Annotated in this window: 11 protein-coding genes; 8 read left to right on the top strand and 3 right to left on the bottom strand. The window is 60.0% G+C overall.

All coding sequences use genetic code 11. The features are described 5' to 3' along the window. Nucleotides 1-149 precede the first annotated feature (149 nt). Complete coding sequence (locus I6A82_RS03360; RefSeq protein WP_198093724.1) at nucleotides 150-920, top strand: SDR family NAD(P)-dependent oxidoreductase; 771 nt, start codon at nucleotides 150-152, stop codon at nucleotides 918-920. A 162-nt stretch (nucleotides 921-1082) separates the two neighbouring features. Here I6A82_RS03360 and I6A82_RS03355 read toward each other — a convergent pair whose 3' ends face one another. Together I6A82_RS03355 and I6A82_RS03350 are read right to left on the bottom strand one after the other, a co-directional pair. Beyond that, nucleotides 1083-3332 (bottom strand): M3 family metallopeptidase, encoded by a 2250-nt coding sequence (locus I6A82_RS03355; RefSeq protein WP_232343258.1) that lies wholly within the window; start codon nucleotides 3330-3332, stop codon nucleotides 1083-1085. A 146-nt stretch (nucleotides 3333-3478) separates the two neighbouring features. After that, nucleotides 3479-5290 (bottom strand): ABCB family ABC transporter ATP-binding protein/permease, encoded by a 1812-nt coding sequence (locus I6A82_RS03350; protein WP_332310926.1) that lies wholly within the window; start codon nucleotides 5288-5290, stop codon nucleotides 3479-3481. A gap of 226 nt (nucleotides 5291-5516) precedes the next feature. Between I6A82_RS03350 and I6A82_RS03345 the strand changes: the two genes are divergently transcribed. The 3 genes from I6A82_RS03345 (at nucleotide 5517) to I6A82_RS03335 (ending at nucleotide 8856) form a co-directional block, all read left to right on the top strand. Next, nucleotides 5517-5762, top strand: a complete 246-nt coding sequence (locus I6A82_RS03345) for a hypothetical protein (RefSeq protein ID WP_198093723.1) — start codon at nucleotides 5517-5519, stop codon at nucleotides 5760-5762. Between the two features lie 631 nt (nucleotides 5763-6393). Next, a complete protein-coding gene (locus I6A82_RS03340) occupies nucleotides 6394-8301 on the top strand; it encodes a ribonucleoside-diphosphate reductase subunit alpha (protein ID WP_198095471.1) in 1908 nt (635 codons plus the stop codon). A 78-nt stretch (nucleotides 8302-8379) separates the two neighbouring features. After that, nucleotides 8380-8856, top strand: coding sequence for an endonuclease domain-containing protein (locus I6A82_RS03335; protein WP_198093722.1), 477 nt, complete (start codon nucleotides 8380-8382; stop codon nucleotides 8854-8856). A gap of 107 nt (nucleotides 8857-8963) precedes the next feature. Here I6A82_RS03335 and I6A82_RS03330 read toward each other — a convergent pair whose 3' ends face one another. After that, nucleotides 8964-9188: a DUF2171 domain-containing protein gene (locus I6A82_RS03330; RefSeq protein WP_198093721.1), complete on the bottom strand. Its 225-nt coding sequence runs from the start codon at nucleotides 9186-9188 to the stop codon at nucleotides 8964-8966. Nucleotides 9189-9366: 178 nt separating this feature from the next. Between I6A82_RS03330 and I6A82_RS03325 the strand changes: the two genes are divergently transcribed. The 4 genes from I6A82_RS03325 to I6A82_RS03310 all read left to right on the top strand — a co-directional run bounded on the left by I6A82_RS03325 (nucleotide 9367) and on the right by I6A82_RS03310 (nucleotide 12574). Next, nucleotides 9367-9543, top strand: a complete 177-nt coding sequence (locus tag I6A82_RS03325; RefSeq protein WP_187335049.1) for a hypothetical protein — start codon at nucleotides 9367-9369, stop codon at nucleotides 9541-9543. A 25-nt stretch (nucleotides 9544-9568) separates the two neighbouring features. Continuing rightward, a complete protein-coding gene (locus I6A82_RS03320; RefSeq protein ID WP_187335048.1) occupies nucleotides 9569-9745 on the top strand; it encodes a hypothetical protein in 177 nt (58 codons plus the stop codon). Between the two features lie 24 nt (nucleotides 9746-9769). Next, the gene (locus I6A82_RS03315; RefSeq protein ID WP_198093720.1) at nucleotides 9770-10819 is read left to right on the top strand and encodes a ribonucleotide-diphosphate reductase subunit beta; all 1050 of its coding nucleotides are present in this window, start codon (nucleotides 9770-9772) and stop codon (nucleotides 10817-10819) included. Between the two features lie 375 nt (nucleotides 10820-11194). Beyond that, nucleotides 11195-12574 carry a hypothetical protein gene (locus I6A82_RS03310; protein ID WP_198093719.1) on the top strand — a complete coding sequence of 460 codons (1380 nt, stop codon included), beginning with the start codon at nucleotides 11195-11197 and terminating at the stop codon, nucleotides 12572-12574. Nucleotides 12575-12699 lie beyond the last annotated feature (125 nt).

The raw sequence follows: 12699 nt of genomic DNA, 5'->3' as shown, positions 1-12699 counted from the left end.
CAGGCGAGACGGCAATCCGGGGCGGATATAACACTGCGATCGCCCTGGATTGGTTGACCTGCGGTCGCCTTCGGCCTCGGCCTCCGGCCTCGCAATGACGGTGAAACCGGCGCACTGAACCATCCTGCAAGGGGCGCGTTCTCCGCCCTATGACCAAGATCGCCATCGTCACCGGGGGCGCGCAGGGTATCGGGCGCGCTATCATTCATCATTTCCTTGAAAAGGGCTGGCGCGCCGTCGCGCTGGATAAGGACGCCGAAGCCATCGAGGATCTGCGCGGCGCCTATCCGGGCAAGCCACTGCTCGCGATCGCCTGCGATGTCGGCAAGGAAGATGCGGTCGGCCGCGCGTTCGAGGATATTGCCGACTGGCAGGAGGGTGAGCCTGCGGGCATCGATCTGCTCGTCAACAATGCGGGGATCGCAACACCCTATGCCGGGCCGATCGAGGAGCTATCCTTTGCCGATTGGCAGGCGTGGATCGATGCCAGCCTCACCAGCGCCTTTCTGTGCGCGCGCGCCTTCGTGCCGGGTCTGAAGCGCCGCAAGGGTGCGATCGTGAACATCGCCTCCACCCGCGCGGTGATGAGCGAACCGAACAGCGAACCCTATGCCTCGGCCAAGGGCGGTCTGCTGGCGCTCACCCATGCGCTTGCGATCAGCCTGGGGCCGGACGTGCGCGTCAACGCCGTCCTGCCCGGCTGGATCGAGACCGGCCCATGGCAGAAAGCGAGCGAGCGGAACGAAAATCCCGAGCATCGCGATGTCGACCGGCAGCAGCATCCGGTGGGCCGCATCGGCAAACCGGAAGATATCGCCGCGGCGGTCGATTATCTGTCTGGTGAGCAATCCGGTTTCGTCACCGGCCAGCATTTCGCGGTCGACGGCGGCATGACCGTGAAGATGATCTACGAACATTAGCCCCCCCGCTCCGAAGGAGCAGGGGGACCAAGCGCCGGTGCGCGCCATAGCAAGTCGTGATTGCGAGGAGCCGAAGGCGACGCGGCAATCAAAGGCGAATGCAGCGCTGCAATTGCCCTGGATTGCTTCGGCCTACGGCCTCGCAATGACGTATTTCTTCAATCAGCCCGCAGTCTGACCCGCGTCACTCGTCGGTGCCTGTGCAGGGCCGTCGGCGGTGGGCGGGGCGGTGCCGTCACCCATGGCAGCGGTGGTCAGGCCGCGCGATTCCAGCATCGGGCCGATCTCCGGATCCTTGCCGTAGAAGGCGCGGAACATGGGACCGTAGTCCATGGTGTGGCCCTTGGACAGGATCAGGTCGCGGAATCGCTGGCCGTTTTCCGCCGTCAGCCCGCCATGGTTCATGAACCAGCTATAGGCGTCGTCGTCGAGCATCTCGGTCCAGAGATAGGCGTAATAGCCGGAGGCATAGCCGTTCGCCCAGATGTGGCGGAAATAGCTGGAGCGATAGCGCGGCGGCACGTCCGCCGTGTCCAACCCCATATCGGCCAGGGTCTTCGCCTCGAACGCATCGACATTCTGCTTCGGCGCGCTGGCGGGCAGCGCATGCCATTTCAGATCAAGCTGCGCGGCGGCCAGCACCTCGCCCAGCGAATAGCCCTGATTGAACGTCGCCGCCTTCTTGATCTTGGCGACCAGTTCGGGCGGCATCGCCTCACCCGTTTTGTAATTCACCGCGTAATGCGAGAGCACTTTCGGATCGAGCGCCCAATGCTCGTTGAACTGCGACGGGAATTCCACGAAATCGCGCGCCACATTGGTGCCCGACAGCGTGGGATAGGTCTGATCCGCGAACAGGCCGTGCAGCGCGTGGCCGAATTCGTGGAACATGGTAGTGACGTCGTCGAAGCTGATCAGCGCAGGCTCGCCCGGCGCGGGCTTCTGGAAATTGGCGACATTGTAGATCACCGGCTTGGTGCCGAGCAGCTTGGACTGGCCGACGAAGTTCGACATCCAGGCGCCGCCCGCCTTGTTGTCGCGCTTCCAGTAATCGAAATACATGAGGCCGAGTTCCGAGCCGTCCTTGTCGTAGACGGTGTAGACCTTCACGTCCGGCTGATAGACCGGCAGATCGGTGCGCTCCTTGAACGTCAGCCCGTAAAGCTGGTTCGCGGCGTAGAACACGCCGTCTTCCAGCACCCTGTTGATCTCGAAATAGGGCTTCACCTGCGCCTCATCGAGATCATATTTGGCCTTGCGCACTTCCTCGGAATATTTGTCCCAATCCCAGGGCTTCAGCTGAAAATCGCCGCCGTCGGCCTGGATCTGCTGCTGCAATACCGCAGCCTCGCGCCGTTCCTGCGCGGCGGTGGCGGGAACCAGCTTGGCCATGAAATCGGCGACCGCCTCGGGCGTTTCGGCCATCTGGTCGCTCAGCACATAGGCGGAATAGCTGTCATAACCGAGCAGCTTGGCCTTGTCCGCGCGCAGCTTGGCGATGGTGGCGATGCTGGCGCGCGTGTCGTTCTTTCCGCCCTTTTCGGCGCGGGTCCAGCTGGCGTTGAACAGCGCTTCGCGCGTGGCGCGGTCGTTAAGGTCCTGCAGCAGCGGTTGCTGCGTCGTGTTGTGCAGGCCCAGCAAATATTTGCCCTGCATCCCGCGCTCCGCCGCGGCATCGGCAGCGTTCTGGATCTCCGCATCGCTAAGCCCCGCCAGCTTCGCCTTGTCATCGACCACCAGCGCGCCGTCCGCGGTGGCTGCGAGCAGATCCTGCGAAAACTGGGTGGAAAGCGTGGAGAGCTCCTTGTTGATCTCCTTCAGCTTGGCCTGATCCGCGGGGTTTAGCTGCGCACCGGCCTGGATGAAGTTCTGATGATAGACTTTCAGGAGCTGCGCCTGCTCGGGATCGAGGCCCAGCGTGTCGCGCGCGTTCCACAGCGTCTCGACCCGGTCGAACAGCTTTTTGTTCAGATAGATCGCATCGCTATGCGCGGCGAGCTTCGGAGCGATCTCGGTCTCCACCGCCTGCAGCGCCGGATTGCTGTTCGCTTGGCTGACCGCGAAGAACACCTGGCTCACGCGGTCCAGCATGCGGCCGGACTTTTCCATAGCGACGATGGTGTTGTCGAAAGTCGGCGTGGCTTTGCTGTTTGCGATCCGGTTCACTTCGGCCAGATGCTGCGCCATGCCCATCTGGAAGGCGGGCGCATAGTCGCTGTCTTTGATCGCGCTGAAATCGGGCGCCTGGAAGGGCAGCGGGCTGGGCTTGGCAAAGGGGTTCGCCGCCGCTGCAGGCGCGGATTTGGCAGGCTTGGCCGGCGGCGCATCTGCCATAGCCGGCATGGCAGTGCCCGCGAGCGCGAGGCCCGAGCTGGCAAGGAGGGTTCGGAAGAGGAGTTTACGGGAAAGCATGGGTGGCCTTTCTGTCTTGGGCGGATCACGGAAGAGCCGAGAACCGGCCGCGCAGACCGCCTGATGCCTATATGGGTAGCACCGCGCGGCTGACTACAGGCTGAAGGTGCCGGACGCGGGAAAAACCTCAGGGATTTGCCGCAGACTTACTCCGCCGCCTGCTGCGTCTCGCGCTCTTCGGCCTGCCGGCGCCACATTTCGGCATAGAGCCCGTCCTGCGCCAACAGCGCGGCATGGTTGCCCCGTTCCGCGATGCGGCCGTGATCGAGCACGATGATCTCATCCGCATGCGTCACGGTCGACAGGCGATGCGCCACGATCAGCGTGGTGCGCCGCCGCGCGATCCGGTCCAGCGTCTCCTGGATCGCATCCTCGGTGCGGCTGTCGAGCGCGCTGGTCGCTTCGTCCAGGATCAGGATCGGCGGGTTTTTCAGGAGCGTGCGGGCAATCGCCACGCGCTGCTTCTCCCCGCCCGAAAGCTTCAGGCCCCGCTCGCCCACCTGCGTGTCGTAACCCTGCGGCAGCTGCGCGATGAAGCCGTCGATGGCGGCGCCGCGCGCGGCCTCTTCCACCTCGTCCCCGGTCGCGCCATGTTTGCCATAGGCGATGTTGTAGCCGATCGTATCGTTGAACAGCACGGTGTCCTGCGGCACGATGCCGATCTGATCGCGCAGGCTTGCCTGCTGCACCTGCGCGATGTCCTGCCCGTCGATCAGGATGCGCCCGCCTTGCGGATCGTAGAAGCGGAACAATAGCCGCCCGATGGTGGACTTGCCCGCCCCCGACGGCCCCACCAGCGCCAACGTGTGGCCCGCAGGCACGGCGAAGCTGATCCCGTGCAGGATGGTGCGATCCTCATGATAGGCAAAGCGCACGTCCTGAAATTCGACGTGGCCATGATCGACCTCCAGCGGCAGCGCGCCCGGCGCATCGACGATCTCCGGCTCGGTATCCATCAGATCGAACATCGCGGCCATATCGATTAGCCCCTGCCGGATCATGCGATAGACCATGCCCAGGAGATCGAGCGGACGGAAAAGCTGCATCAGCAGGCCGTTCACCAGCACAAGGTCGCCCACCGTCAGATCGCCGCTGTCCCAGAGCCACACCGTGTAGAGCATGGCGCCAAGCATCATCGCATTGGTGATGAAGGCCTGGCCGATATTGAGGAAGCCGAGCGAATTTTCCGATTTTTCGGCCGCGCGCGCATAGGTCTGCACCGCATGGCTGTACCGCGCGGTCTCACGGTCCTCGGCGCCGAAATATTTTACCGTCTCGTAATTCAAGAGCGAATCCACGCTGCGCCCGATCGCGCGGGTATCGAGGTCGTTCATCTCCTGCCGCAGATGGTTGCGCCAGTCCGTCACCTTGCGCGTGAAGAAGATGTAGAGCCACACCATGAAGACGGTGGCGAGGACCGAGCCGATCCCCAGCTTCATGTAGAACACCACCAGCACCACCACGAGCTCGACCACCGTGGGCGCGATGTTGAACAGCAGGAAATAGATCATCGTATCGATGGTCTTGGTGCCGCGCTCCACCACCTTGGTCACCTCGCCCGTGCGGCGGGAGAGATGATAGCGCAGCGAGAGCTTGTGGAGATGTTCGAAGGTGCGGCTGGCCAGGCGATGGGTGGCCGTCTGCCCCACCCGCTCGAATGCCACGCGCCGCAGCGAATCGAACGCGACGCCAGCAAAGCGCGCCAGGATATAGGCGCCCACAAGAAGGAGGATGATTCCCAGCGCGCCCGGCGTATCGCCGGACATCCGGTCCACCACCGCCTTATAGGCGAAGGGGACGAGCAGCGCCCCGCCCTTGGCAAGCAGCACGAGCAGGCCGGACAGCGCCAGCCGCCCGCGAAGGCCCGGCGAATCCTTCGGCCAGAGATAAGGCAGGAAGCGCTTCAGCGTGGGAAGGATGGCCGGCTCCGCGCCGGAATGATGAACCTCGGGTGGCACGCGGGCCGATATAGGGGCGCGGGGCGCCGGGGGAAAGGATGGCCGCCGCTCGCCAACCCTATCGTGCCTCGCAAAGGCGAGCTGCTACGATATCAGTCGATACTCTTTGCGGGCGGTCGCAGATACGCTTGGTCGGTTGGGGGGGGTGGCGCATACCGATGAGAATGATGGAAATCGGATCGGTTTTCGGTCGTTGCTCTCACGGTTCGAACTGGTACGAGCACTCATGATTTTTGAGCTGATTCTGCTGGCCGTCGGGCTCCTGCTCCTCGCATTCCCCCAAGTGCTCGACGGAAAGCCGCGGCAGCGACACTCCAGACGGCTCAAAGAGCTCAGAAACGGCGCAGACGAAGCATTTTTTGAAGAGCGGCGGGCGTTGGAAACCTACCAACCCCGCGGCTATTGGCAGACGCGGGTTCTCGGCTGCTTGCTGATATTCATCGCGCTATCGAGGATTCTTTTCGATAAATAGCGAATGGCCGCAGTAGGCCTAATTCTGCTGAGGGCCAGATTTTTATAGCTCCGGGCGCAATCACAAGGCGCCGCTGTAAGCTCATTCCGCCCCCCCCCCCCCCGGTTTGGGAAACTTCGCCGCATTAGCCAGGCGCAAGTCGGGCTGGCTCGGACTTCGTGTTATCCCGCCCTCCACGCTGTGTCTGTCGGAGAATATTTTTTCGCCTGCCCGCATTCACTCTTGCGCGCTTCCAAAACCACGCTCGGTCCACGCGTCGCGTGTGCAACATGGCGTCGCAAAACCGTTCGTCGCAGGGCTCGACGCGGTGAACCGTTGATTAACCCCCTTGCGTCGGCTGCCGGCTTTGGCACAATGGATAGTGGTTGGTCTGAGGGGGCACAACTAGGGCTTGTAAATCCCGGCGGGAGGGGCGACCTCCGGTCTGACTGTTTGCGCCCGAATTCTGCGCCTCCCGGAGGGAGAAAAACAAAGCTGGGGATAAGCCGGAGCGCGGCCCCCCGGACGGTCATAATCTGATAGGCTGGAAGCTTCCGGCCGAGTCGAACATGACAAGAACATTGGGTTGGGATATCGGGAGTTGAGTGCGGTGGATTTCAGGGAAACGGAAGCGATGAACGAGGCGAGCGTCATGGAAGAGCGGGCCACGGTGGATCAGGAAGCCGAAACCGCCACGGCCGGTGCGGGCGGCAGCAAATCGATCGACGCGCGCCGGTTCGATGTCGTCACCGATCCCTCGCGCGATGCGCTCCTCACCGATTTCGGCAAGGAAACGCTGGAAGACCGTTATCTGCTGCCCGGCGAGGGTTATCAGGATCTCTTCGCCCGCGTCGCATCCGCCTATGCGGACGATCAGGAGCATGCGCAGCGTCTCTATGATGCCATTTCCAAGCTCTGGTTCATGCCGGCAACGCCCGTACTGTCCAACGGCGGCACCGGCCGCGGCCTTCCGATCAGCTGCTATCTGAACTCGGTGGACGATTCGCTGGAAGGCATCGTCAACACATGGAACGAGAATGTCTGGCTGGCGAGCCGCGGCGGCGGCATCGGCACCTATTGGGGCAGCGTGCGCGGCATCGGTGAGCCCGTCGGCCTCAACGGCAAGACCAGCGGCATCATCCCCTTCGTGCGGGTGATGGATTCGCTCACCCTCGCCATCAGCCAAGGCTCGCTGCGCCGCGGTTCGGCCGCCTGCTATCTCGACATCTCGCACCCGGAAATCGAGGAATTCCTCGAAATCCGCAAACCCAGCGGAGACTTCAACCGCAAGGCGCTGAACCTGCACCATGGCGTGCTGATATCGGACGAGTTCATGGAGGCGGTGCGCGCCGGCGACGATTTCGATCTCAAATCGCCCAAGGACGGCAGCGTGCGGGCGACAGTGAATGCACGCGCGCTGTTCCAGAAGCTGGTCGAAACCCGCCTAGCCACGGGTGAGCCCTATATCGTGTTCTCCGACACGGTGAACAACAGCATGCCCAAGCATCATCGCGATCTGGGCCTGAAGGTTTCCACGTCCAATCTGTGCAGCGAAATCACGCTGCCCACGGGCACCGATCATCTGGGCAATGATCGCACCGCGGTCTGCTGCCTGTCCTCGCTCAACCTCGAAAAATGGGACGAGTGGAGCACCGACAAGATGTTCATCGAGGACGTGATGCGTTTCCTCGACAATGTCCTGACCGATTTCATCGAGCGGGCGCCCGACGAAATGGCACGCGCCAAATATAGCGCGGCGCGCGAGCGTTCCGTGGGCCTAGGCGTGATGGGCTATCATAGCTTCCTGCAGGCACGCGGCCTCGGCTTCGAGAGCGCGCTCGCAAAGAGCTGGAACCTCAAGATCTTCAAGCATGTCCGCGCGCAGGTGGACACCGCATCGATGATGCTGGCGAAGGAACGCGGCCCGTGCCCCGATGCCGAGGATATGGGCGTGATGGAGCGCTTTTCCTGCAAGATGGCGATCGCGCCGACCGCGTCGATCTCGATCATCTGCGGCGGCACCAGCGCCTGCATCGAGCCGATCCCGGCCAATATCTACACGCACAAGACGCTGTCGGGCAGCTTCGTCGTGAAGAACCCGCATCTCGAGGCGCTGCTGCGCGAGAAGAGCAAGGACAGCAACAATGTCTGGAACTCGATCCTGGAGAAGGGCGGCAGCGTCCAGCATCTCGACTTCCTGACGCCGGAAGAAAAGGACAGCTTCAAGACCAGCTTCGAGATCGATCAGCGCTGGCTGCTGGAACTGGCTGCGGACCGCGCGCCCTATATCGATCAGGCGCAGTCGCTGAACCTGTTCATCCCGGCCGACGTGGAAAAATGGGATCTGCTGATGCTCCACTTCCGCGCCTGGGAGCTGGGCGTGAAATCGCTTTATTATCTGCGTTCCAAGAGCGTCCAGCGCGCCGGGTTTGCGGGCAGCAAGGAGCCCGAGGACGTGCGCGGCGGCGTGGAGGCGGACAACACGCTCGATCCCAAGAAGGTCGAGCTGATGACCACCGCCGGCACCACCGATTACGACGAATGCCTGGCCTGCCAGTAAGAGAATTTCGCTGATCTTTTCCTCTCCCCGCGGGAGAGGAAGGGAGCGCGGCGAAGCCCGCGCGGAAAGGTGAGGGCGATGCGCGTCTATGAAAACCAGCCAGCCGGAACGGTCGACCGCGCCCGCACACTGCGCCGCGCTTCGACCGATGCCGAAAAGGCGATGTGGCGGGCCATGCGTAGCGCATTCCCGCAGCATAAATGGCGGCGACAGGTGCCGATCGGACCCTATTATGCCGATTTCCTCTGCTTTGGGGAAAAGCTGATCGTCGAAATCGACGGCGGTCAGCATAGCGTGGAGGCCGACGCCGTCCGCACGCGCTTTCTCGAAAGCGAAGGCTACCGCATCATCCGCTTCTGGAACAACGATGTCCTCCAGAATCTCGAAGGGGTACTATCACGACTATCCCTCTCACTGCGGGAGAGGGAGGAAGCGCCAAAAGCGTGGAAGGGTGAGTGTGAAAAGTCCGCCATCGCTTCTCGAGACATCGCCCCCTCACCCTCCCACCGGGCTGCGCCCGGCGGGCCCCTCCCTCTCCCTAAAGGAGAGGGGTGATGCGCCGCGTGCCTTCTCCACAAAGGTCGGCCCCGAAAAGCACGAGGCTTTCCGGGGCCGCTTTTGCACGCCCGGTCGCCCGGGCGCGAAACTCTTGTTCGGTACGCTTAGACTTTGACGTCTTCAGCGGTCGGCTGATCGACCTTCAGATAGACGCGGTTATCTTCCACGCGGTCGACCATGTCCTCGTCGATGAAGTGGTGGCGGTTGTCGTCACTGTCGCTCTTGGTGAGCTTGATGCGATCGCCTTCCTTCTCGTCGATGGTGCCGACATGCTGGCCGTTCTTCCCGACCACTTCCATATGTTCCTTGATCCGAAACTTATCGAACATAAACCTGTTCCTTCCTGCGAACTGCTTGATTTTATGCCGGTCTTTTCCGCCGGTCTCTCAAAGGTTCAATGCACGGGGGCGCCCGATCGTTCCGCGGCCTCCGCGCTTTCCACCGCTGTCCGCATATCGTTCGCCGCAGGTCAGCGCGCGTACAGCCGCATTGTGCTAAGGGAGGGTCATGACGCTCATCATCCTGATCATCGCGGTGTTCATCGGCGCCGCCGCTCTTTCCACCTTCGCACGCAATGTGGACGATGGGCAGAAGCGCGCCGCCATGTTCGCCACGTCAGGCCTGCTGCTGATCGGCGCGATGGTCTCGCTCATCGTCATGCTGTTCCGCTATCATATCGTCTGACGCACACCGCGCGAAGGGCCGGCCTGTGAACTGGCTGTTCTTCATCCCCGGCCTAGTGCTGCTGATCGGCGCGATCCTGATCGGCACCGGCTATTATAGCCAACGCAAGGCGGGTGAGAGCCCGCCCCGCGTGGTCCGCACCGCCGGTCTCGTCATCGCCGCCCTCGGCGTCCTTTTCATCATACTCGCCATTACTTTTTAGCCCGCCATAAGGAGGCAAACCGCCATGTCCCTCACCGAAGCCCGCAAGACCTACAAGCCCTTCCAATACCCTTGGGCCTATGACTTCTGGAAACGCCAGCAGCAGATCCACTGGATGCCCGAAGAGGTGCCGCTGGGCGAGGATTGCCGCGATTGGGCGCAGAAGCTGTCCGATCATGAGCGCAACCTGCTGACGCAAATTTTCCGCTTCTTCACCCAGGCCGATGTCGAGGTGCAGGATTGCTATCACGACAAATATGGCCGCGTGTTCAAGCCCACCGAGGTGAAGATGATGCTCACCGCCTTCTCCAACATGGAGACGGTGCACATTGCCGCATATTCGCACCTGCTCGACACCATCGGCATGCCCGAAAGCGAATATGGCATGTTCCTGGAATATCAGGAGATGCGCGACAAGCATGACTATCTGCAGCAGTTCGGCGTGGATTCAGACGAGGATATCGCCCGCACGCTCGCCATGTTCGGCGGCTTCACCGAAGGGCTGCAGCTGTTCGCCAGCTTCGCGATGCTGATGAACTTCCCGCGCTTCAACAAGATGAAGGGCATGGGCCAGATCGTGTCCTGGTCCGTGCGCGACGAAAGCCTGCACTGCGAAGGCATCACCAAGCTGTTCCACGCCTTCTGCGCGGAGCGGGACTGCCTCACCAAGGCGGTGAAGGAAGACATCACCGATGCCTGCCAGAAGACCGTGCGGCTGGAAGACGCGTTCATCGATCTCGCCTTCGAAATGGGCCCCGTGCCCGGCATGACGGCGACCGAGATCAAGAAATACATCCGCTACATCGCCGACTGGCGCCTGGGCCAGCTGGGCCTGAAGCCGGTCTACATGATCGACGAACACCCCCTCCCCTGGCTCGCCCCGCTGCTGAACGGCGTGGAGCACGCCAACTTCTTCGAAACCCGCGCCACCGAATATTCCAAAGCGGCAACGCGCGGTAACTGGAACGAGGTTTGGGACAGTTTTGACCGGCGCAAGAAGAAGGTCGCGAATGAAGACATCGTCGCGGACGAAGGCGAGGACATGTTCGCGCAGGCGGGGGTTGCGGCGGAGTAGACAACGTCTTCATCACCGCGATCAAGAGTGGGTAGTAAGCCGGCAGCGGAGATGTCGGAAAACCATAGCATTCGCGTTTTACTACAGTCGGTTACGGTCGGTTTTAATGGCCCTAGTTTTTTTCGGCCCGAACAGAGCGAAGGCCTTCCGCGTGCTTTTATATACTTAGGTTTGGTATACTTGAGCATGAATATAGTTGTCGAAGAAAGGCCAGAACAGTTGCCTAGTTATCAGCGGACATACTGCCTGTAGACATTGCCTAACAAGGTGGGCAGAAGCGCTTTTGTAGAAAGAGACGTTCTCGGAAATTGCCGGTAACACTTAGCAAATGTTTACGATAAATCCATGCCAATAGGATCTAACGAAAGACTTCCTATGTTTGAAAAAAGACCTTCTCCTGAGACTGTCTTCCCTGCAGTTGGCAGGCCTACGTACACCTACGTAGAACGCGAAGAGGGTCAAAATGAGCGGCGACTCGAAAGCGGGCTAAGAAATCCAGGCCAGATTTGCTTGGTAACTGGTCCATCAAAGACTGGTAAGACATCGCTGTACAAAAGCGTACTCCCCATGCTTCGGCGACAGGAACTCATCATACGATGCTCCGGAAAACTTACAGCCAGCGAATTCTGGGCGAGTGCTTTGGAAACGCTGAATTTTGAGCGCCTAGCTGAGTCAGCCGAAAAATGGGGCTTAGCAACTAGTACAAAAATTGGGTTCAAAGGAGAAGCAGGTTGGTCATGGGTCGCAAAAGCCATGGCAACAATCGGCTTTGATGTTTCAGCTTCAGGCGAGTATGCAATAAAGAAGGAGGTAGTTAAAGCATCTCTAAGTGCGAAACACCTGATACCCCTCCTGAAAGACCTACCTTTACAATTGATTGTTGAAGACTTTCATTACCTAGAGGAAGAGACAAAGAAGGAAATATTTCAGCAGTGGAAGGCGTTTGTTGACGAGGGAGTTTCGGTACTGGTTGTCAGCACTACTCACCACGCCATAGATATCGCTCGAGCGAATCCCGATCTATCTGGACGAACCCGCTTTATAGACGTGGGTCAATGGTCAGAGGCAGACTTGGCCAAAATACCAGAGATGGGCTTTAAAGTGCTGGGAATTAGAACATCCGCCGCCATAAGGGACAGAATTGCCAAAGAGTCTGTTGGCCTCCCTATCATTGCCCAGCAATTGTGTCAGGAAATCGCAAATAATCATGACATGTCTCCAGGTTCATTAAAGCGAAGTGCGAGCGTCCAATTCGACGCCTTGGAAAAGGCTCAAACCTTTGTCGCTGACAATCTATATGCAAATCATAAGGGCGATTACGAGCAGCTAATAACTGGGCCCCGTAAAAGTCAAAGAAAGCATGCAACTTATGAAAAGATTCTTGCGTCATTCGCCCTTGAGCCCCTTCAGTTTTCGCTGAAGTATCATGAGCTCATAGAAAGAGTTCATAAGCTTAGTGACGATGACGAAAATATCCCCAATGCCTCTGTCACCTCTGCTCTGAAGGCATTGGGGAATTTTCAAGAGAGAAGCAAAATGCGCCTCTTGGATTGGCATGATGATGAGCGTGTTCTATATATAGTTGAGCCGTCTTTTCTGTTTTACCTTCGCCAGCGGTTGGACAATTATGCAGGGGGCGGAGATATACAAGGAAAACTTTTACGGCTATTCCAACTTATGGAACAATCCGACAAAAAGATGACGTTTGAGATTAAGATGCTAGCTACTGAAGAAGGTGATGCAACCAGCGATTAAGAAAGTCTGGTCCAAAGAAGGCAAGATGTACCGTCTCTCATCGGGCGTCCAGTGCCGGCTAAGGCGAGCAGAAGCAGGTCGAGCACTACCAAACAGACCTTGCGCTTGGAGCCCTTTTCCCGATC

The sequence above is a fragment of the Novosphingopyxis sp. YJ-S2-01 genome, assembly GCF_016093175.1.
GTDB lineage: Bacteria > Pseudomonadota > Alphaproteobacteria > Sphingomonadales > Sphingomonadaceae > Novosphingopyxis > Novosphingopyxis iocasae.
Note: the sequence above shows the minus strand (reverse complement) of the source record. Positions and strands in the feature narration are given on the sequence as shown.

Coding starts and splice junctions, on each gene's coding strand:
- I6A82_RS03360 (WP_198093724.1), top strand. CDS start 150: ATGACCAAGATCGCCATCGTCACCGGGGGCGCGCAGGGTATCGGGCGC.
- I6A82_RS03355 (WP_232343258.1), bottom strand. CDS start 3,332: ATGCTTTCCCGTAAACTCCTCTTCCGAACCCTCCTTGCCAGCTCGGGC.
- I6A82_RS03345 (WP_198093723.1), top strand. CDS start 5,517: ATGATTTTTGAGCTGATTCTGCTGGCCGTCGGGCTCCTGCTCCTCGCA.
- I6A82_RS03340 (WP_198095471.1), top strand. CDS start 6,394: ATGGAAGAGCGGGCCACGGTGGATCAGGAAGCCGAAACCGCCACGGCC.
- I6A82_RS03335 (WP_198093722.1), top strand. CDS start 8,380: ATGCGCGTCTATGAAAACCAGCCAGCCGGAACGGTCGACCGCGCCCGC.
- I6A82_RS03330 (WP_198093721.1), bottom strand. CDS start 9,188: ATGTTCGATAAGTTTCGGATCAAGGAACATATGGAAGTGGTCGGGAAG.
- I6A82_RS03325 (WP_187335049.1), top strand. CDS start 9,367: ATGACGCTCATCATCCTGATCATCGCGGTGTTCATCGGCGCCGCCGCT.
- I6A82_RS03315 (WP_198093720.1), top strand. CDS start 9,770: ATGTCCCTCACCGAAGCCCGCAAGACCTACAAGCCCTTCCAATACCCT.
- I6A82_RS03310 (WP_198093719.1), top strand. CDS start 11,195: ATGTTTGAAAAAAGACCTTCTCCTGAGACTGTCTTCCCTGCAGTTGGC.